The organism is Dyadobacter psychrophilus, from assembly GCF_900167945.1.
Taxonomy (GTDB): Bacteria; Bacteroidota; Bacteroidia; order Cytophagales; family Spirosomataceae; genus Dyadobacter; species Dyadobacter psychrophilus.
On the sequence record NZ_FUZA01000002.1, the window covers coordinates 1,599,544 to 1,621,586 of the forward strand.

General features: G+C 46.5%; 10 protein-coding genes. 4 read left to right on the forward strand and 6 right to left on the reverse strand.

Features of this window, described 5'->3' with window-relative positions; translation table 11 throughout:
• Positions 1 to 45 precede the first annotated feature (45 nt).
• The 3 genes from B5X68_RS13660 to B5X68_RS13670 form a co-directional block, all read right to left on the reverse strand.
• Positions 46 to 1,275, reverse strand: a complete 1,230-nt coding sequence (locus B5X68_RS13660) for a GDSL-type esterase/lipase family protein (protein ID WP_082215212.1) — start codon at positions 1,273 to 1,275, stop codon at positions 46 to 48.
• A gap of 142 nt (positions 1,276 to 1,417) precedes the next feature.
• Positions 1,418 to 2,329 (reverse strand): helix-turn-helix domain-containing protein, encoded by a 912-nt coding sequence (locus B5X68_RS13665; RefSeq protein ID WP_082215213.1) that lies wholly within the window; start codon positions 2,327 to 2,329, stop codon positions 1,418 to 1,420.
• A 3-nt stretch (positions 2,330 to 2,332) separates the two neighbouring features.
• Positions 2,333 to 3,340 carry an aldo/keto reductase gene (locus B5X68_RS13670; RefSeq protein ID WP_082215214.1) on the reverse strand — a complete coding sequence of 336 codons (1,008 nt, stop codon included), beginning with the start codon at positions 3,338 to 3,340 and terminating at the stop codon, positions 2,333 to 2,335.
• A 159-nt stretch (positions 3,341 to 3,499) separates the two neighbouring features.
• Here B5X68_RS13670 and B5X68_RS13675 point away from each other — a divergent pair, with 159 nt between their 5' ends.
• Complete coding sequence (locus tag B5X68_RS13675; protein WP_082215215.1) at positions 3,500 to 6,280, forward strand: vWA domain-containing protein; 2,781 nt, start codon at positions 3,500 to 3,502, stop codon at positions 6,278 to 6,280.
• Positions 6,281 to 6,309: 29 nt separating this feature from the next.
• On the opposite strand, the gene B5X68_RS13680 is transcribed toward B5X68_RS13675, so the two are convergent.
• Both B5X68_RS13680 and B5X68_RS13685 read right to left on the reverse strand, forming a co-directional pair.
• The gene (locus B5X68_RS13680; RefSeq protein WP_141110282.1) at positions 6,310 to 11,679 is read right to left on the reverse strand and encodes a S8 family serine peptidase; all 5,370 of its coding nucleotides are present in this window, start codon (positions 11,677 to 11,679) and stop codon (positions 6,310 to 6,312) included.
• 110 nt (positions 11,680 to 11,789) lie between these two features.
• Complete coding sequence (locus B5X68_RS13685) at positions 11,790 to 14,147, reverse strand: ABC transporter permease (RefSeq protein ID WP_082215217.1); 2,358 nt, start codon at positions 14,145 to 14,147, stop codon at positions 11,790 to 11,792.
• 406 nt (positions 14,148 to 14,553) lie between these two features.
• Here B5X68_RS13685 and B5X68_RS13690 point away from each other — a divergent pair, with 406 nt between their 5' ends.
• Positions 14,554 to 15,492, forward strand: coding sequence for a proline dehydrogenase family protein (locus B5X68_RS13690; protein WP_082215218.1), 939 nt, complete (start codon positions 14,554 to 14,556; stop codon positions 15,490 to 15,492).
• Between the two features lie 103 nt (positions 15,493 to 15,595).
• A complete protein-coding gene (locus B5X68_RS13695; protein ID WP_229208397.1) occupies positions 15,596 to 16,540 on the forward strand; it encodes a LytR/AlgR family response regulator transcription factor in 945 nt (314 codons plus the stop codon).
• 38 nt (positions 16,541 to 16,578) lie between these two features.
• On the opposite strand, the gene B5X68_RS13700 is transcribed toward B5X68_RS13695, so the two are convergent.
• A complete protein-coding gene (locus B5X68_RS13700) occupies positions 16,579 to 18,732 on the reverse strand; it encodes a xanthine dehydrogenase family protein molybdopterin-binding subunit (protein WP_082215219.1) in 2,154 nt (717 codons plus the stop codon).
• A gap of 107 nt (positions 18,733 to 18,839) precedes the next feature.
• On the opposite strand from B5X68_RS13700, the gene B5X68_RS13705 reads away from it, so the two are divergent.
• Positions 18,840 to 22,037, forward strand: coding sequence for a histidine kinase dimerization/phosphoacceptor domain -containing protein (locus tag B5X68_RS13705; RefSeq protein WP_082215220.1), 3,198 nt, complete (start codon positions 18,840 to 18,842; stop codon positions 22,035 to 22,037).
• The last annotated feature ends 6 nt before the right edge of the window (positions 22,038 to 22,043 follow it).

Here is a 22,043-nt window from a genome sequence, read left to right on the forward strand (position 1 = left end):
TCGCAACTGCCTGTATAATTTTTGATAAATATCATTTGTAATGGGTTAATCCATCTTTCTCAACTCATAAACCACTTCCTTCGGCTCGCTGTTGAGAATGATCTGGCCTTCGAGCCATTTAATCAGAATATTCTGTTCTTCAAGCCCTTTCACGTGACGTCCTTGTTCGTAGCGGCGGAAGCCAATAATGTAAGTTTGGTTCAAAGGGCGATATTGAAAAAAGTGTAACTCGTTCTTCTTCAAAATCATATTGCGTATTTCAGCGACCTGTGCAAATTGTGGCCCCTGCTTTATTTCAACACCTTTTTCCCATTCCTTTGCAGATGCCGAGGCAACCTGGTTGTTTTCCGAAACCAATGTGTAGTAACCTTTTTTGAGTCCGGATATCCTCACTATCCGGGCGTTGTCAACTATCCAGCTGGCCGACTTTGGTGATGGCAACGGCAGATATTTATTATCGACCGCGAATTTTGCTAAAACGCCTTCCTCGTCAGGGGTCAGGGACCGGCCGTTGGAAACCTCGGCTTTGTTATTTGACATTGTAATGCCCGTCGTGGCTTTCGCTGCATCCAGGCCCAATGCTTTTTCAAGCGTTGTTGCGAGGTAATAGTAGCCCAGTTCGTTCAGATGCACAGTGTTTTCAATGATCGACTCCTTTTTGCTGGTGTTCAAAATCGGATTATAAATGTCGATAAATTGCTTGTTACGTTGTGAAGCGACTTCTGAAATGGCTTTGGAATACAATTCAAGATCGGCATTGCGCTGGTCGATGCGTTGCGCAGTGTCACTGGAAACAACTGGAATTGTAGATAGTAATACGGCTTTTGCTCCTAATTCTTCAATTTTGTCCAGAAGTTTGTTCAAACCTTCTTTAAAATGTGGAACTCCGGCCCGGCCATCCTGTGCTTCCACACCTCCATAACCCAGAAAAACAACCGTAGGCTGTGTTTTGGTGATGTCTTCCATCAAATGTTCGTAAGGTGTCGGCGGATTGGTGTAAGTGCTTCTCGCCTCTCCCCAAACATTGTCGCCCGTCCAGCCCAGGTTCCTGAACGTTACGCCTTTATCAGCAAAACGCGTGGTAAGGGCCAGTTCCAGATAACCATATTGGAAATCATTCTCGAAAATGGAATTCCCTAGAAATACGACGCGATCCCCGTCTTTCAGGGTGAAAGCTTCGTTGGATTTTGTTTGGGCGGAAGCGGAAGGGATTGGTAATGTACTGAATAAGAATAAAATATAGCCAAAAACAGCGGCTACTCGGGTCTTTCTCATGCATTCTGGGTTTAGGATTATTATTTATAATCTATAAAGGAGAATGCTGAGATAAGCTAACCGTTGAATATCATAAATTAAATGCCCACACAGCAGTTCTCAAACCGGCTAAGGCTAAGCTGTATGGGCATCGGATTGAAAATCAGTTGAATGACTGTCTGAATTCCAGGGGTGAGAGCGTTGTCTTACGTTTGAAAATCTTATTAAAAGACTGAGGATGCTCAAATCCTAATTGATAAGCAATTTCGGCAATGGATAGATTTGTGGTGCTTAAAATGCCTTTTGCTTTGTCAATGAGTTTATTATGAATGTGTTGCTGGGTGTTTTGTCCCGTATAAGTACGCAGCATATCACTGAGGTAATCGGGTGATACGTTCAGTTTCAACGCAACGTCCTTCACGGTTGGCAATGCGAGGTTTGCATTGTTGTTGAAATGTTCATCCAGCAATTCTTCGAGCTTAACAAGCACGTCGTTATGCGCTGTTTTGCGGGTTATAAATTGCCTGTGATAAAAGCGGTCGGCATAATTGAGCAGCACTTCTATTTGTGAAATGATAACGCGCTGACTGAAATTATCGATGTTGGCCTTATATTCCTGCTCAATGTTTTCAAGAATGTTATAGATCACATTCTCTTCCTTTTTGGATAAATAAAGCGCCTCATTGACCGCATAGGAGAAATATTTATAGTTTTTGATCTCCTTCGCGAGCGGATAGCCCAGCAAGAAATCGGCATGAAACATCAGCATAAATCCAGAGCAAGGGCGGTCGTTACGCTCCTCCCAGCACAATTGGCCCGGAGAAATGAATGATAAAACGCCTTCGTCGAAATCATAGTAACTCTGCCCATAACGAACCTTACCCTGGAAATCCTTCTTGACAGCGATCATATAGAAATCCAGCACGCAGCCGTCGCTCATATCGACGGGAGAATTGTAGATTTCATCGAACCGCACCACGCTCACCATCGGGTGTTCTATCTCCTTGATCCCATACATGCGATGAATTTCAGCTATGGAACTGATTACCAAAGGATTGTTTCTATGCTTTTTCATATTTTATTCGTCAATCCAGCCCATTCCTGCTTCGTCGTAACGTGCTCCCGTAATGCCGAGCGGAACGATGCTTTCCAGGTTTTCGACTTCCGTTTCAGTTAATACAATGTTCGCGGCTGCAATGTTCTCTTCAATGTATTTTACCCGCTTGGTTCCTGGAATGGGAAGATGTCCTTTGGCAATGATCCACGCAATCGCGAGCTGGGATGAAGATACACCTTTTTCCAAAGCCAGCTTTTCAATGGCATCGGCCAGTTCAAGGTTTTTGTAAAACTGCTCGCCCTGAAAACGCGGGATCGAACGTCTGAAATCATTGGCAGGAAAATCGTCCGGGCTCTTGATCCTTTCACCGGAAATAAATCCGCGTCCCAGCGGTGAATAAGCAACAAAACCGATGCCCAGTTCCTGCAATGTATCCAGAATTCCGGCTTCCTCCACAGTTCTTTCAAACAACGAATATTCTGTTTGCAAAGCGGTGATCGGATGCGTTGCGTGCGCTTTTTGAAGCGTTTGCGATGAAACCTCAGACAGTCCGAGATAACCCACCTTTCCTTCTTTAACCAGTTCGGCCATCGCGCCAACAGTGTCTTCAATAGGCACTTCCGGATCCAGACGGTGGAGATAATATAAGTCAATGTAGTCCGTACCCAAATTTTTCAAAGACCGCTCAATGGCTTTTTTAACATAATCCACTTTACCATTGAATTTCCAGGTAAGTTGCTCGTTATCATCTATTTCGAAGCCAAATTTCGTGGCGAGGATGTAGCTGTCGCGGTTGCCTTTAATGGCTTTTGCAATGAGCCGTTCGTTCAATAACGGACCGTAAAGGTCGGCGGTGTCCAGAAAATTTCCGCCTAGTTCCAGAGAGCGATGAATGCTTCTGATGGCCTCGCCTTCATCCGCTTTTCCATAAATATCCGCACCGGCAATCTGCGTCATGCCCATGCAACCTAATCCTATGTTGGGCACTACAAGCCCCTGGTTTCCTAACTTAACTTTCTTAATGCTCATCTTTTTTGTGTTTTTATTACATAACAAAACTACCGTACGCTAAAAAATTTGGTGTATCCAAATCAGGGAAGGTTGTATCCAAAAGCCGGGACGACATTTTTCCGTGAATTTTCCGACATTCGTGCATTGTCAATCTATACACCGCATACATTATAAATCATGAAATTCCGCTATCTCCTCCTGTTCGTTTTTCTTGCCAAATGCAGCGCCGCCCTGGCGCAAAATGAGGCGCCCGTACAATCTCTGAACCATTATGTAACATTCCTCGACAAGTCTTCCGAAGTGCTGACCGGGCGTTTCAAAATGCTGGCAGGATATCAGGAAGCAGTAAGTCAATTCAGGGAAAAGCCTGTTTCCGACCTCAGATTGCCATCTTCCGGACCTTTGGAAGAATATTATTTCAAAAAAGCGATGACTGGAAATGGTTTGCCTGCTGCTGAAATGGACCGGTTGAACAAAACTGCGAGGGTAATTTGGGAGCTGTTTAATGATATAGATGTGATCTGCAAACAACTCGAAACACACGTGCGTTTGAAAGGATATCAGAATGACAATCTGAAACAATCAGACGAATTGGTGAAGAAAATCCAGAGAATGTTCGGCCGGTTTAGTGAGGAAAAAGATGCGTTTTATAAGGAGATTCAGCACGTTTACCGAAAGCATCAGCCCTACTCCGCTGCTGATCCGTATTTGCTTACCGAAAAGGCGATGGAGCAGGTTATCCTTAGCCAGAAAGCGTTACTCGATTCGCTGCCTTATTATTTAAATGTAGAAAGCCGTAACGACTGGCCGGTAGAAACCGTGCGGCGAAGCATGCTGGCGGACGAGAAATTTTTAGCAACCATTGACAACACAAAGCCCAGACTGGAATATCCGGCTGACGACATGTTGAGCGCTTTCAAAACGGCAATTGCCTCTTTGCAATCATTAAAGGGCCGGGCGATTGATAATTATACGTTTGCAGCGAAGCAGTCGGCGGCGCATGGGAACGAGTCTTACGTGCTATTGATGAACCAGTTCAATCAGGATTTGCTTGCGTTTCATGCTTCTTTTATCAATTATAGCCAAAGCAAACGCAGGCTGCTTTACTATCCTGCATTCAGCCCCGTTTTTGCAAAAGAAAAAACTGCAAAAGCAGCTAAAAATGCTGCTGAAACAGCGGCATTTGAAGACAAGGCCCTTTTGTCGTTCATCACAAAAAAGGCCGGCGCACCGGCTCCGGCAGCATTAATCCGGACGCTTAACGATCACATTGAATTTGTGAACGAGTCGTTACGACAAATGCATTCGTTGCAGTTGACGCTTCGCAATTATCAATTTTCTGCCGAACATTACCGGGATCCGGTTCGAAGCAATGCAAGGGCCAATCTGGAATATTCGCACGAAAACTTCAAAATTCCGGCATCTGCTTATGCGCTCGTCGTGACTGCCAGCGCGGCCGTTCCTGAACCATATCGTGCATCCATTAACCGACAAACCGAAGTGCTGATGAATGTGCTGAAAGAAATGGATAACCTTAGCATTGAGCTCATCGCATACACATCCGAAAAGCAGTATCTGAAAGATCAGTTACAGCGGTCGGACGCAATTTTGGATCGTTATCTGGTGCTTTTTGACACATTTGATAAAAAGAAAGAACAGCTCTATAACGATTTGAGGCGCATTTATGAAGCTTACCCAAATGCCGATCCAAGAAGCTCGTGGATCATATCTGGAAAGGCTTTGCAGAACGCAATGGACGATGACCGGGACGTTTTGTTTGGTGTAAAAGCATTGTTAAGGCAGGAAACTTCACAGATTCCGGCAACAGCAAAAATCGAAGAAAATGCGCAGCAACTGATTGCTGACGAATATCAGAATTTGAAGGGATTGCAGCGTTATGGCCGCAGTAATGGCTTGTGTCCGTATTCGCCGTATGAAGATCTGGCAGCAAATTCAGCCCGGTTTGCGGAGTTGACAAAAAAGGTAAAAAATGCTTCTTCCGGCTCAAACCGCCACCCGTTTGAAGCTTTCTATTACTTCTATAATAATGAGCTGGTCTATCAATACAACAAATTCGTTGAACTGTCGAAAGGAAGTTTACTCAAAGTTGTTAACCAGCCGGATTTGTTTGTTTTTGCAAGAACTGATAAATCAAAAACCTTAAACCCGGCTAAACCGGGGCAGTCTGCACCGGGCCAAAAACAAGAGGTTACCGATCCCGAGCCTGAAATTGTTGCCACGGGAAAGCCTAAAAACCCGGAAGTTCCGACCGAAAACCCGGGAGCTCCCGCTACGGCGCAAGTTACGCAGTCAAAAATCGACACCGTTTATGTCGAGCGTGTCCGTATCGACACTGTCTTTGTTGACCGCAGCATTACAAATCAGCAGGTTACCAGATCATTGGACGGCTTTGCGGCCAATAATATGGTGCTTTTGCTGGACGTTTCTTCTTCTATGAATTCGCCTTACAAAATGCCGCTGCTGAAACGTTCTATCAAATCCATGTTAACATTGCTGCGACCGGAAGACCAGATTTCGATTGTGCTATACTCCGGCAAAGCACGTGTTGTTTTGAAACCAACGTCTGGCTCCAAATCGGCTGAAATCGCGCGGATGATCGATTTACTGAAATCTGACGGGGATACTGACGGCAATGAGGGAATCCGACTGGCTTACAAAACGGCTAACAAGCAGTATATCCGCGGCGGGAACAACCGGATCATTCTCGCCACGGATGGTGAATTTCCAGTCAGTGATGAAGTTATGCAAATGATTGGCCAGAATGCAAAGCAGGATCTTTACCTGACTATTTTCACATTTGGCAGAAATGCGCACACCGGCCAAAAGCTTAAAAAGCTAAGCCAGATCGGCAAGGGATCATATGCACACGTCACAGAGGAAAGTGCTGATCTGCAACTGATTCTGGAAGCGCAGGGCAAAAAGCTCGCGACAGAGTGATATCGGATGGCTGCGGAATGTTGGTTCCGTTACTTCATAACTACTTTAAAAGTTTGTTCAGCGTCTTTTGAAATTACCTGAATGAGATACAAACCAGAGGCGATATCCATAGGTGAAAGCATTATTTCCCGCTTTTGCATGAGACCAGTTGCCTTTACCTGTTCGCTTTTGACCAGCCTGCCATTCAGGTCATGCACATGGAACTGCAAATTTTCTCCCTTATCAGCCTTAAATTCAATGTTGAATTTACCGTCGGAAGGATTAGGAAATACTCGCCAGGATTGCTGCTGCTCGAAGCTAACGGCGCGTACAGCGGAGTAACGGACGCTTTTGTCTGTATCGATCATGGCAAGGCGGTAATAGTAAGTAAGATTTCCCTTTAAAGAACGGTCCGTGAATGTATAATTGTTTTCCGCGGATGATTCACCTGTTCCTGACAATGTTCCAATCGTTGCAAATTCGTTTTTAAGCATTTTTTGATTACCCTCGGCCATTTGAATTTCAAAGTGACTGAATGATTTTTCGGACGCTGTTTTCCAATCGAGCCGGGCGTGGTCCGGGCCGTCCGCTGCATTTATCTTTTTAGCTGAAAATGCAATCAGGTCAACCGGCAATGGTGTTCCTGTTCCAGCATATTCCTTGCTGAACCAGAACTCAGAAAATGATTTTGTCATAAACTCCAAATAATAACCCTGCCCAAAAGGCACTTTTGTAATGGCAGATTTTGGATAAAAAGACCAGGTGAAATTGGCATTATTTAATAAATCCGCGTCCTCGTTTGCGCCGGAATATTTGGTTATCCCCAGGTCATACGCTGATTGTGGTTTCTCCACGCCGTTTACCGCAGGAGCTCCGATCAATTTCTCAACTTCCTTATCTGTGAAATAAAGCCGGACGCTCACAAAATCAGTCAGATTTTTATTAGTTGCTCTAATGATGAAATTCCGGTTCATATAATGTTGACCATTGTTATTTTTGGTCGCACCGTCGTTGAGATAACTCTGTAAGGAGACAACGCCCATATCTTGCGCGCGCGGATTGATGGCTGCCAGGAGGCGATTATCCTGTAAAAAGAAATTCCAGTTGTTTGGAATGAGTCCCGACTGCTCCACTTTTACGGATCCGGGAGCTTGCGCAAAAATTTCCTGGGGTAGGTCATAAATATGAATATCGTCAATGGCAATGCCTTCCCGGTTATTCTGTCCGTCTGTTTTTACCACAAACCGAAAGCGGATGGTCTGGTAACTATGTACCGGCAGCGGAATTGTGCTCACATGCCAGCGCGTATAATCCTGCACGCTCCATACGCCCGAACCTTCTGCTTCGGCAGTATACCAGTTGGTCTCAGCACCTCTCGAGCCGAGCCTTTGCCAGCCATTACCCACGTTATACTCTACATAGGCCATATCGCAAACGCCACTCTGACAACTCGCGAAGTCAATGGAAGTGCTGAAACTGAGCCTTGGATTTTCCATGAACGGAATGCTGAAACAAGGCGAGTAAAGATATGAAAGCTCATTGTTGTTGTAATTCCCTGTCAGGCTTGTCTTCCAGGCATTGGTCCCGCTGGCAGCGCTTTTGGTTTTGGGTGCACTGGGTGTGCCAAACTGCCATGAATTATTGGTTCCCCCACTATACCAGCCGCCCTCGCCATTTTCGAAGTTCTGATGATACGGAAATTGGCTGATCTGATCCGCCGTCTGCAACACAACGTGCACAGTGTCATTGTGATTATTGATGTCATTGGCTTTCTCCACCCAAACAGAGAAATTATGCGTGCCGCTCACAAAAATATCGTATGGGTAAGCATAACTGATATTAAGGCTTTCACCTTTCCGGATGACAGGAATCCAGCCGGCCTGATGGGCACTGTGGTTACCAGAATATCTGACGGGCACATTATAGCAATCGCTGTTACCATTATTTTTAACAACGAGGCTGAACTGGTTTTGCCCGCCGTAGTCACAGGGCGAAATGTTCGGAGCCGTAATGTCCGTGATCGCCAGATCGCTTACCGCTTTGAATAAGCTGATATCATCCAAAACCAGCCCTTCTCCGGGCGCGTTATAATTGGCTTCCAGCAACCATTTAACCTGAAAAGTAGCAGAGTATTGCTGATTGTTCTGTTTCAGTATTTCACTAAGTTCAATGGATGCTACGGAGAATCCCTTATCGGTCACCTCATCCTCCCGTACGTATAGGGTGTAAGCTGAAATCCAAATGTCATTTTCATTTCCCCTTACTTGAACACTGTAAGCTTTGTTGTAGTCCGGGCCATTGACCTTGTATCGGAAAGTTAATCTTAACTCGTCCGAATTGATCTGGTAACCGGATAAGTTGTAAGTGCCGGTGATAACGTTCTGATTGTATGTTACTGTGATATTTTGCGCGTCAACAGTGAGGGCTTTGGAACCGGAGTAGGCTGCAACAGGCTCGACAAACGTTCTTAGCCGCCCGTCCGCTGTTAATTTTGAAAACACATAAGCATCCGCCCCAACCACTTCCTCCTTGTCTGCGGTAATCTGCTGAGCCGGAACCGACTCAAAATTTTCGAAGTAAGGCAAAGTCAGCGCGGCATTCGGAAGCTGTTTGAATGTTTTGGTGAGCATGTTGTTCGTTTCAACCGGGTCGCCGCTGTATTTGACCAAAATCTTGATCGGGTAAGTCCCGGGAGTGCGCATATTGACTTCCTTCGTGAATGTGAAATCAAGATAGCTGCCACCGGGAACGGGAGAACCGAGCGTTTCCCAATGTACAGCCGGATCGCCGCTTCCGATGGCATAACCTACTTCCACAACGCCTGTGGTCGTCTGGTCATCTATATTTCTAATCCTTACGGTGATTTTTTGTGCGGCCGAAAGACTTGTTGAGGTAAACATTCTACCTGATTCGGCTGGCGAAACAATCGATTCTACTTTAAGATCTTTGTCCGAAATCGCTCCTGCGCAGGTTCCCGTATTGGGCCGGCGGCTGATGGCAATGGCCCGTCGTCCGTTGATCGTGTCTTTCCGTGCCCTTACCGAGAAAATGTACGTTGAGTCCGGGGCCAGCCCGCTGAAAAGATATTTGAGCTCAGTGGTTTTCGCGACAGATTTCATTTGTTCCCCATCCAGCACCATTACTTCGTATTCCGTTGCTCCCGGAACGGCCGTCCACTGAATGGCGGCATAACCTTCACACTGAGCAGGCGTTAAGCTGAGCGCCGGGGTTCCGAGAATCGTGAAAACATCGCTGTCGCGGGTGACGCCGGTTTCGTTTTGGACAATGCGAATTTTGGCCAGCCGGGTCGCTGCGTCGGGCACAGTCCAGGCCAGTTGCCGAAGGTTGGCGGCCACACTGGCATTAATCGAGGTCCACGATTCACCGCTGTTAAGGGAATAAAGTATGCTGAATGTGCTGGTTTTGTTACCATAGGAATCCCATGAGATATTCACCACATCTCCTTTTGAAAGTCGTTCTGCGCCAACGGGATATGTGAGCGTTGTGGAATTCTCGATGACGTCGTATACGAGATAATATTCCTGTGTGCCGTCCGGTATTTTCTCAGCCAGCACTTTTAGCGAATAATTACCCGCCGCAGGCTTTTCAATCACGATCTGCTCCACATTGTTAACAGAATCTATTCCCGTAACCGCAGCCGTTTCCGGGTTGGAAGACATCGGAAACTGCGGCAATTTCGCGGACGAGCCATTGGGTGTCAGTGTGAGGTTCAGGTTATTTACCAGGGTCTTGCCCCCTGCCAGGATCGAAGGTGCCGGATCGTTCCAATACAACATTACTTTCAGCTCGGCGGTGTTGGCAGGGATGTTTATCTGGTGAACTTCGCTCGCTTTATGTGCCAGTGTTCCCGTGAAATAATGTCTTTTGTCCAGCATCGTCACCGAGCGGAGCAAATTCATGTTACCAAACCCGTAGCTGAAATCCGGGCCGCCCGGCCCGTGGTCGGCCGCGCCATTGCAAAGCAGGGCTTTCATGAGCGCATTTTTGGGATTGCTCTGGTTATTAAGCTGCCTGTAACGCTGGTATAACAATGCCAGCCCGCCAACCACGGCTGGCGCTGCCATACTCGTACCCGTTCCTCCCTGGTAACTGTTCACAGGCACAGTGGAAACAATGGATGTGCCGGGAGCAGTTAGCTCGGGCTTAATGCGCCCGTCCTGCACAGGACCTTTGCTTGATGTCGGGTAAATCACGCCGTCGGTGTAGGTCTGGCCTACCGTAATGACATTTTTGGCAGACATATATTCGCCCAACACATTACCAAAACCACCTGGAAAACCATTGCAGGGCGCTGCTAAACCACTATTTCCCGCAGCGAATACATGTTGCAGAAACGGAAGCTCAAAGGCCTGCCTGTCCAGCACATAAGAGTAAAATGTATAGGAACCGAAACCCGGACAGCCGCCGCCACCTTCACCGGGCGCGTACGAATTGTTGGTGGCGACCATATTGAAATCCCTCACCAGCGCAGCAGCATTTTTCCATATCTCGCTATGCTCCCGCGAAACGACCAGTGCTTTTGGTGCATAACCTTTGTATTTCTCATTAATAATCCCTGCCCCCGCCGCAATGCCAGTCATATGCTGCCCGTGGGCGTTGCTGGCCATGGGCACGTCGCTGATAATCCTTTTCCTGACATCGGCATGAAGCCGTGGATTTCCGTAATCCCCGATCCCGATGACAACGCCTTCTCCCGTCAAACTGTAACCTGACAATTTCGATGAATGCAACGCATTGGCCCGGGTGGTGGTAGTGCTTTTATCCAGAAGCGGTTCTTCCGGTTGCGGGATCAATTCTATGTACTGGATCCATGGAAAACGTGTAAATGCCCGCAGGCTGTCCTTCGCTATCCTGACTTCCATAATCTGGTACGTTTTCAAGGCATCGGAAATAACCTCGATGCCATTCTGCGCCAGATTTTGGCTAATTTCTTCGAAGGAAAATGAATGTGGAAAACTGATATTGACATCCACTTTATCCGTGCCGTGGGTGGCGTAATCCGGAATGTTGCCGGTGAGCAGGATGGGCTGAATCTTTTGTTCGGGATTGAGGAAAACCACTGACCTTGCACTTGTGTTTTGCAGCGTCGCCATGTTGATCCCCTTGTTCGCAACGGCTGTGTATGCATTTTCAGGAATGTATTCTAAAAGCGTTATATCTGCATTTTGTAGCTTTTCCTTGTCTGTTTCAGACGGAATGCCGTTGAATTGAATGATGATAAAAACCCGCTCTTCCCCATCCGTTTTCCGGGCGTTCACACTTCGGGGATCAGCATTGATAATGTTGTTTTTGGGAACGATCGTACCGTTTCTCAGATACAGCTTGGGTGCGGCTTTTTCCTGGGCATAGACCTGTAAGCCAACCATTAACAGTAGAAGGGAAGTGTAAATTTTCATCATATTTGCGAGGAAGGAGTATAGTGCTTTGACCTGACGATCAAAGCCATACAAATAACGCAAATAGATTGGAATTGAAATAATACGGAGCCTACAACATATGGTTTTGTTCGCTATTCATTTCCAAGCGCCTCCACGGGGTTGCCGGTCGCAGCCTTGTAAGTTCTGGTACTGATAATCAACCCGCCGAGAAGAAGAAGCACGCCAAAACAAAGTCCCAATGTTTCAAAGCCAATGTTAATATGATATGCAAAATTCATCAAGAACGCATAACCAGCCAAATAACCGAGCGGTAGCGCAATAGCCCCCGCAATGCTAAGCAGTTTTACAAAATCCCGCGACAAAAGCCAGATGATCTGGGCAACCTCGGCGCCCATTACTTTGCGGATACCAACCTCCCTTATGCGAGTTTGGGTATTATAAGTCACCATTCCAAGCAGCCCTAGACAGGCGATTGAAAATGAAATACCCAGCAACAAAGCCATAAAGCTGATATCGTCAATATGGGCATGCCGTTCGTAGAGGAAGTCGTCGAACCATTTGCCTTCGAAAGTTTCGTAGGAATTAAGTTTTGTGTAAATCTTTTCTGTTTCTGCCAAAACCCTGTCCTCTGATCCTGATGCGACTGCCACGTGCATATAGCGGAGTCCCGGAATCTCTGGTCTGAGAATAAGCGGTTTGATTTCCCAATTGAAACTCTTGAAACGAAAGTCTTTTACAACCCCGGAAATCTCCACTTCCGTACTGTCATTCAACCAGATGGATTTACCCACGGCCGATTTGCTGTCGCCCAGACCAAATTTTTTAACGGCTTCTTCATTGATCAGGATCTGATGGCCCGCAGTGAATTTTTCTGGTAAATCTTTCCCGGCAACGAGCGTTAATTTCAATGTTTTCGTGAAATCCGGCGCTACATCGAAGATGAACGAAGTGACCGTGTTCTCGTCCGCTCGCTTGGTCTTAATGCGCTCCGTTGCTCCGTGGTGGCCAAATGGCTCGGATATACCCGAAACGTGCTCAACGCCAGCCAACTTGCCGATTTCGTTGGAAAGCCTTTCGTATGGAATGTTGTTTAGCGGGATATTCAGCACATTTTTGTTTTGAAACCCATAATCACCGGTTGCCATGTAATATTGCTGGCGCATCATGGTCACCAATGCGATCATCGCAAGCAGAGAAATACTGAACTGCAAGACAATGAGCGTTTTGCGTAAAGATATACCCCGTATGATTTTTAGGCCGTTTCGGCTGCGGAGCACCTCTGCCGGCTGAAAATTAGAAAGCACTTTTGCAGGGATCAAGCCCGCCAGCAATCCGGCTGCAATGCTGAATGTGACAAACGATGCCCACAATTTCCAGTCCCAAACCACCCCACCGATCAGCCATTGCTGCACAAAAGCCATCGGCTTGACGAGTTCAAGCATAATGTAAGCAAGGCCTAATGCAAGCAGCGACAAAATAACCGATTCAGCCATAAATTGTCCTAACAGCTGCCACCGAAGCGCTCCGGACGTTTTGCGTATCCCAACCTCACGGGCGCGGCTCATGGATCTGGCCAGTGTAAGATTAATGTAATTGAAAGCCGCCATGATCAATGTGACCAGCCCGACGCTCATTTCGACTGTTAATCCGCTGAGTTGCGCCTCATACGTGCTGTTCATTAACTCCTCCATCGCCGGAGAAATCCTTGTGAGCGGTTGTGCGCGGAAACCGAGCGATTTTATCCCGCCAGGAGCCAGGCCAGCGCTTTCTCTTTTGCTAATTGCGGGAAGAATGTTTTGTAACTGATATTCTAAAATCCCCTGTTTTACAAGCACATATGTATAACTTTTCCCATATTCATTCCAGCCCTTACCCTCATCAAAAAGATTCATTTTGTCTTTGGGCAACGCAAATAAAATGTCAAACCGAAGGTGGCTGCGGGAAGTTGTATCAGCTATCACACCGGTAATGATCGAAGGCGCGATGCCGTCCTGCTCCAAAACCTGGCCGATCGGATCCTTTTTGCCGAAAAGCTTTTCAGCCGTTTGCTGGCTTATAACAGCAGTTCCCGGCCTGGTCGGAACATGTCCCTGCGCAACCGGATAACCAAATATTTGAAAAAAGGAAGCGTCAACGGCGAATGTGAGAAAATCCAGGCGCTTCTCATTACCCAGCACTTCCCCGTAAGTCCTGACAATCCTTGCCGAATTTTCAACAAAGCCATAGTCTTTTTTGAGTGTTTCAGCCAAGGGTAATGGCGTCGTCGCAAAGGCCGTTTTGTCATCTTCCTTTGTATGGACATCCGTTATAATCCGGTAGATACGGTCGCGGTTTGTGTGAAAATTATCGTAGTCGAGTGCTCCTTTGATGTGAGCAATTGCGAGGAAACAGACCATCAGCCCGGAAGCCAGCCCAAAAATATTGATGATCGAAAAAAGCCTGTGTTTCCAAATGCTCCTTACAGCAATTTTGAAGTAGTTCTGTAACATAGAATCGGTTTAGGTCGCTATTCAATGCATTTGTAAAACTTTTATACCATTTTCAAAAAGGAGCATCACGTGCTGTGAGAGCTATTTCAACCTTTCGGACTGTACGATTCCGAACGGAAGATGTTCGTTTTCCGAAGCGTCAGAAAGGATGCTGATTTGACTTATTACCACTTACGAAGTCGCTTACAGATATCGACACATTATTGATTTAACATAAATATTTGATTATCAATATTTTATCCCGAATAAGGAAGCAAAAATCACGCGGACTATTGCTGTAAAAAACACTGTCAAATAAAGCCGATCAGTCATTGGGAGGCTCGGCATAATGACCTGGATGCCGTAAGGGACGATATTTGTCATAAATCATCCGGCAAACCGGCCGACCACTTTAAACGACATTACATTGGAGGATTTATTGAAAATCGGAGCCAACGCGCTTAGAAAAGCGGCCTTAAATGAAACCGCAAAAGAATATCTGCTGGAAAATGAGACATTGTTTCAAATTCTGAAAAAAGCGGCAAACCGATATATCGGTGGCGATACATTGACCGAGGCCGTCGAAAAGGTTAAAGTAGCTAGTGAGGATGGATTTAAATGCTCGCTGGAATTCATCGGAGAAAGCACCAGGAGCGAAGTAGAAGCATTATCGGCGACAGACGAATTTGTCAGCATATGCCGTGCTATCAGCCATATTGAACTCAATTCCACGATTTCGCTTGATCTGTCACACATTGGCCTGGCCATTTCCCCGGAGTTATGCCTGCATCATCTGGACCTGATCTGCACAGAAGCCGCCAAAGCCGGGACCGAAGTAATAATCAGCGCCGAAGGAACCGACCGGACCGATTCGGTTTTGAAAACCTATCAGGACATTGCCAAGAAACACCAGAATGTGGCCATTACATTGCAGGCATATTTGTACCGGACGCAGGAAGACATTCATGACCTTATGCAAAATAATGGCCGCATCAGGCTTGTAAAAGGTGCCTTTGAAACACCTAATGGCCTGTCGTTACCACGTGGAAAGGCACTTAATGATGCGTATCTGGGCTATTTGGATCTTCTTTTATCAAAAGATCACCTTTGCTCCATCGCCACACACGATCATGTGATCCAGCAAGAAGCCAAAAAACTGATCGAACTGCACAGATCTGACCGGACATTGTACGAGTTCGAAAGTCTATATGGCATCCGCAATGACCAATTGCAGCAGCTGAAAAGCGAAGGCTTCCCCACCAAGCACTATTTCGTTTACGGCAAAGAGTGGTATCTCTATTTATGCAACAGGATCGCGGAATATCCGCTGAATATTTTTCAGGCGCTGGATGATTTGGTGCAGTGAGGCCCGGGATGGGCATTCATCCATAATTTGAACCCATTCATCAATAAGTGATGCATTGCTGTCGGAGAAAATCTAACTTGTGATATCAAATGTTATTATTAGGATGGAAAGATTATGGAGCAAAAAGGTGGGACAACATTGGTTTTTCAGTTATAAGCTCCACCATATTCCTTTTTGGTGCCTGTATCATTATATCTGGCTCAGTGTGGCTTTCGGCAATCCTTATAAAGCTGCGGCCAACATTGCCTTCCTTCCATATGGACTCAAATATGCCTTTTACGTCGTATTTGAAGCACTTGCTGTGTATTTTAATTTTTATTTTTTAATACCAAAATACCTTGAAACAAGGCAACACACAGCCTACTTCGCCTACTTGTCGCTCACTATCGTTGCAACCGCATTATTTATCGTTTCCGGCTATTATTTCAGCTCAATGGCGACCGGCAGAACGCTTGGTGAACTGTACGGCGAAAATTCGAATTGCTTTTACTATTTCATGGGATATGCGCTGCCATCAGCATTTGCAAGTATGACCTTGGCTATGACTATTAAGTTGCTGAAAATCAATCAGCAGCGGGAGCTTGAAAAACGCAAGCCCAGTGAAGAGCAACTGACTGTCTCTTACCAAAATCACTTCCTGACAGCGAATAATGTTAGTGACTATCCCCTTTTGCCGGAACCAGCGCACAAACTGGACAATGAAAAGAAGGCCGTCACAGAAGATCATTTCTTTATCCGTTGCGGTACGAAATACGAAAAGGTAATTTTTGACGAAATACTATATGTGGAGAGTATGCAAAATTATGTCAACATTTTCACGGCAGGCAAACGCTACACTACTTTGAACAATCTTAAAAGTCTGGAAAAGTATCTGGATGCAACTTCCTTTCTGCGCGTACACAAATCATATATGGTTTCGATTAAAAAAATTGATATGATCGAAGGCAATGAGATCTTCATCCAATCGCACCGCATCCCGATCAGTCGCAGTTATCGGGATGCGGTGCTCGATCGGGTGGTGAACAATCGTCTTTTGGACAAAAAATAATATTCCTACCAAAGTCCGGGATCGAAAATATAAACCTTTCAAACATCACCCAGCTGAATTGGCAACTGCCTGACCCGTTTTCCGACAGCGGCAAAAAGTGCATTAGCTAATGCTGCTGCAATGGGTGCCACCCCTGGCTCACCAGCCCCGCCCATACGCTCTGCGCTTTCCGCAATGTGGACTTCGATAACGGGCATTTCGTTCATGCGCATCACGCGGTAATCATGAAAGTTGCTTTGCTGAACTTCGCCGTCTTTTATCGTAATTTCTCCAAAAAGAGCTGCTGTAAGCCCATATACGATGCCTCCTTCCATTTGCGCACGCACTCCGTCGGGGTTAACAGCTAATCCGCAATCAATTGCACAAACGACCTTATGGACAGTAATTTGCTTGTCTTCCACCGAAAGTTCAACGATCTGGCATACAAAGCTGGCCATTGCCTCACAAACAGCGACGCCCCTGAACCGTCCCAGCGGAAGCGGACTACCCCACCCTGCTTTCCCGGCCGCCAGATTTAATACGGATAGATGCCTCGGGGCGTTTCTGAGTAAGATCCGGCGATATTCCACGGGATCCATACCGGCCTTTGTGGCTAACTCGTCGATGAGCGTTTCAACAACGAATGTGGTATGCGTAGCGCCCACGGACCGCCAGGCCAGGACCGGAATATTGACTGACGTGGTATGCAGCTCGAAAGAATAGTCTTTGAACGCATTGGAATATGGAGCAGCACGCGTGACTGAACTATAATCGATGCCGTTTGGGGCGATAAGTGATTCCAGGGGAGTTCCGGTGAAAAGCGACTGCCCCACAATGCTATGGTGCCAGGCCGAAGGAAATCCCGCATTGTCAATCCCGATCTGGACATTATGAACATAAGCTGGCCTGTAATAACCGCCCCGGATGTCGTCCTCGCGCGACCAAACCAGCTTAATGAACTTGCCGCTGGCTTTGGCAATGTGAACAGCCTCCATAATCCAGTCGGAATTGAATGAGCCCCGCCTGCCAAAGCTGCCTCCCAAATATGGCGTGTGAAGCAAAACCTGCTCGGGCTTTAATCCCAGAAATGCGCCAATTTCGATTTGATGCTGTAAAGGTGATTGTGTACCAGTCCAGACTTCGCAGCTTTCGGCACCGATCCTGACTGTGCAGTTTAATGGCTCCATAGGCGCATGTGCCAGGTATGGAAAGCTGAATTCTGCTTCAATTTTAAATAATGATTCTGCCAAAGCCTGCATAACATTGCCTTTTGCAGCCACTAATGCACCCTTTGTCTTTGCCAACTCCCTGTATTCCTGCAATAATGTCTCGCTGTCCATCACCGATGCCTTACCCGGGTCCCATTCTATTGTCAGAGCGTCTCTTCCTTTTTTGGCACTCCAATAATGATCTGCGATCACTGCAATCCCACTGGGTATTTCTAAAACCTGACGTACACCATGAACCTGCGACGCTTTGACGGCGTCAAACGATTTAACCTTTGCACCAAAGACAGGAGGATGTGCTACAACGGCCGTCAGCAACCCAGGAAATTGAATATCCATTCCATAAACTGCTTTCCCGGTTATCTTTTCAGGCGTATCCAAGCGTTTTTTCGACTTGCCAATATATTTCCACTTTCTGGGATCTTTCAATAAAACCTCGGATGGAATTTTTAATGTTGCAGCTTCTCGGGCTAAGGCTCCATAACTGAGTCGTTGCGTTCCGGAAATCACATATCCGGCTTCGGTCTTGCAATGTTCCGGTAACACGCCGAAACGCTTTGCCGCTGCATTGATCAGCATTAGCCGTGCTGCTGCGCCCGCTTGCCGGCATTTATCAAATTCATTCACCGTAGATTCCGAACCGCCCGTTGACCTTTCTACGACAGAAGCCCGGAAATCTTCTTCCCTTCCCGGTTTGCTTGATTCCACCCTTATCTGGTCCCAGTCACAATCCAGCTCTTCCGCAATCAGCATTGGAATGGTGGTCCAAATGCCCTGGCCCATTTCAACTTTGGGAAGAACAATATGAACAACATTATCCTCGCTGATACGCAGATAGGCATGCAGCTGCGCCCCATCGGCAGACGCGGCTTGTACGCGGGAAGGCATTGCTTTGTTGGAAAAAGAAAAGCCGACAATGAGTCCGCCAATCCCTATCCCACTATTTTTAATAAAATTACGCCGGTTCAAAGTTGATTCATCTCTCATGCTGCGAAACAAAACAACACACGGAAAAAAACTTAACGGGATTGATCAACGACCGGAAAATATTGACGAAATGCACTATTATTGCTATAAGCTTAGCTTATAGCAATATGATGGTTCAGCTGTCAAAGCAATCAACCTTTCTCATTCGGGTGCTGTGGTCCCTGGCATTTTTGGCCAGCCGATGCTCGTTGATGGCCCAAAGTGATCCGTCACAGGCCAATGCCGACTACACAGTCACAAAAAGGTTGCTCTCTATTGAAGATGGCCTGGCTTCTCATGAAGTGTTCTGCGGAGTGCAGGATGCGGCTGGGTTTCTATGGTTTGGCACAAGGAATGGCTTAAACCGGTATGATGGGAAAAATTCACTGCTTTTCACAAGGCAACGAAACAGATTGCAGGATAACAAGGTGGTGCAACTGGCAAGGGACGATGCGAACCGCCTTTTTATCGAATATGGAAGCACTGGTTTCCAACTCACTACAAACGGGAAAGTGGATGTAATGGATGCCACGACCCATGAAGTGAAGACACTCACAGAGGCTTTCCCCAACCTGCCATTTAAGGAGCAGGATGTCTACTGGATTGCCAATGACGGCACCGGTGAAGTGAGTTTTCTGACCGCACTTCCCTTCCGGCTGTGGAAATTCTCCTCCAAAAAAGGTTTCCGGCTGCGCTACGAAATGAAGGATTGGGATCATGTCGTCAGCGCAAGCGACCGCCGCACGACGGGGCCATACAGCAGCTTTGCCGAAGGAAAAGCCCTGCTCAAACTGGTCAATCAGGAAAAGCAATATCTGTTGACCGGTGACACGGCCATTTCTTTCAGGCAGAACAATGTGCTACGCTCACTACCGATCGGTTTTACAGAGCAAAATGAGGCGCTGATCACTTACAACACATCTGATGACCCGGACCATTTTGCCGTTGATCTCCTCTCTCCAAAGGGTCGGCTTACACCCGTATCTGATTTGAACCAATATCAACTTAACCCTGTAAAAGGCCGATATTGGTATCAGGCTGGGACGGCAACCGATGGCAGCGCGTCTTTTTTTTACAATGCCAATGATGCATTGTTTGTATGGAATAAACAGGCATTTATCAAAGTGCTTGACAAAGCCGAGTTGAAAGGGTTTGAGAATTTGTTTATTTACCGCCTTTTTCCCGATGCACTGGGAAATCTCTGGGCATGCACTTCGTTGGGTGTGCTTCAAATAAGGCTCAAGAAGAACCGCTTCAAGCCTTACTTTTCTACCGGCCAGCAATCCATGGAACCCAACAGCCAGGCCCGCGGGATATACGCCGAAGGAAACGGGAATGTTTTTGCTAACATATGGGCACATACGTTCGGTCAGCAACGTGAGAAAATGCAGGCCATCCGGCATCCCGAGATAAATTATGCGCTGGTCAAACATCACGCAGCACTATACACCGGTGGATATAGTCTTTCCAGGTATGAACCGGGTGAAAACAAAATAATCAGCTTTCCTGCGGGGCTCGGTTCGGAGATATGGGCTATGCATTCGCTGAATGACAGCCTGTTACTGCTCGGAAGAACAAACGGTTTCTCATTGTTCAATTCCAAGACAAGCAGGTTTGACACATTATCTATATCCGATCCGTCCATGCCCAATGCCCGTTTTGTATATCGCTTTTTCAGAGACAAACAAGGCGCCGTTTGGGCAGTGGCTGAGAACGGGCTTTACAAATTGATCCTGAATAAAACCGTGAGAAACAATGGTCAACTAATTATCACAAAGTTGCAATCGCCTTTCCTCGACGCACTGACATTGATGGACGCCTACCAGAACGCGGATGGCTCGTTCTGGCTGGCTACAAACGGTGAAGGGCTCTATCACTGGAATCCGGGAAACAATGCAACAAGGCAATTTAACATTACGTCAGGTTTTCCCTCCGACGTCTTATACAGGATCGAGTCCGACGCATTCGGAAACCTGTGGATCAGCTCGGATTACGGGTTAATCCGTTTCAACCGGAAAGATTTTTCAGTCAAAACTTATACGACCATTGACGGCATTACCAATAATGAGTTCAACCGCACTTCGTCATTTAAAGGCAGCGACGGCAAATTATTTTTTGGTGGGTTAAATGGTGTGAATGCTTTTGATCCGAAGGATTTCAGGGCCGATATCACTGCGTTTCAGGTGCCGTTGCGCGTGATCGCATTTAATCAGTTTGCTGGATCCAAAAATGAGTTGATCAACAAAACCACAGCGCTTTTGCGTAAGCCGCAAATCATTCTTCAACCGGATGACAAGTTCTTCACGCTGGACTTTCAATTGCTGGATTTCACCAAAGATGAGGGGCACCGGTATGGATACAAGCTGGAAGGCCTGGATGAAACCTGGAATTATATTAGCGAAAATTCTGTGCGGATCAGCGGCTTGCCTTATGGCCACTATATTTTACGGATCAAAGCCCAGAATCGGGAAGGCGCCTGGAATACGCGTGAATTAAGCATTCCAATTACTGTTTTGAAGCCTGTTTACCTGCAATGGTGGTTTATCCTGATTGTCGCATTACTATTTTTGCTGGCCATTTATCTGGTCATCCAGCTGCGGCTGAAGCAATTGGCACGGGACAAAAAAAAGCTGGAAGAAACGGTGAACGAACGCACTGTCCAATTAAAAAAATCGCTGGCCGAACAGTCCGCTTTACTGCTCGAAAAGGATGTGCTGATGAAAGAGATCCACCATCGGGTAAAAAATAATTTACAGGTGATTTCGGGATTGCTCGAACTGCAAAGCAAGACATTAACCGACGAAACCGCCAAAGAAGCGTTGCGGGAAGGTCGAAACCGCGTCAGAAGCATCGCGCTTATTCACCAGAACCTTTACCAGTTCGAAAATCTCAGCAGCATTGATCTCCGACAATTTATCAATGACTTATGCAAGCAGGTGCAAAGTGTATTTCAAAGACAAAAAACGATAGCAGTTACAGTAAATGTCCCCGAGCTTAACCTTGATATTGACTCGGCCGTTCCGCTCGGTCTGATTTTAAATGAATTACTTTCCAATTCCTTTAAATATGCTTTCACGGAGGGCAAGTCAGGCAAGATTGACATTGTAATGCACACATTGGAAGAAGGAAAATATCAGTTGGCTTATGCTGATAACGGGCCCGGTCTACCGGTGGATTTTGATGTTTCAAAAGCCAAAACGCTTGGCCTGCAACTCATTAATGACCTTGCGCGGCAAATGGGCGGCAGGGTTCAATACGAGACCAGGAATGGTGCTGCTTTTACAATTAATTTTACCAACCGCGAAGTGCGTAAGAACCAAGACTAGACCCTC

Bases quoted from the DNA above. Each gene is read 5' to 3' on its own strand.
- B5X68_RS13665 (WP_082215213.1), bottom strand. From the start codon at position 2,329: ATGAAAAAGCATAGAAACAATCCTTTGGTAATCAGTTCCATAGCTGAA.
- B5X68_RS13670 (WP_082215214.1), bottom strand. From the start codon at position 3,340: ATGAGCATTAAGAAAGTTAAGTTAGGAAACCAGGGGCTTGTAGTGCCC.
- B5X68_RS13705 (WP_082215220.1), top strand. From the start codon at position 18,840: ATGATGGTTCAGCTGTCAAAGCAATCAACCTTTCTCATTCGGGTGCTG.
- B5X68_RS13660 (WP_082215212.1), bottom strand. From the start codon at position 1,275: ATGAGAAAGACCCGAGTAGCCGCTGTTTTTGGCTATATTTTATTCTTA.
- B5X68_RS13700 (WP_082215219.1), bottom strand. From the start codon at position 18,732: ATGAGAGATGAATCAACTTTGAACCGGCGTAATTTTATTAAAAATAGT.
- B5X68_RS13680 (WP_141110282.1), bottom strand. From the start codon at position 11,679: ATGATGAAAATTTACACTTCCCTTCTACTGTTAATGGTTGGCTTACAG.
- B5X68_RS13675 (WP_082215215.1), top strand. From the start codon at position 3,500: ATGAAATTCCGCTATCTCCTCCTGTTCGTTTTTCTTGCCAAATGCAGC.
- B5X68_RS13685 (WP_082215217.1), bottom strand. From the start codon at position 14,147: ATGTTACAGAACTACTTCAAAATTGCTGTAAGGAGCATTTGGAAACAC.
- B5X68_RS13695 (WP_229208397.1), top strand. From the start codon at position 15,596: ATGGAAAGATTATGGAGCAAAAAGGTGGGACAACATTGGTTTTTCAGT.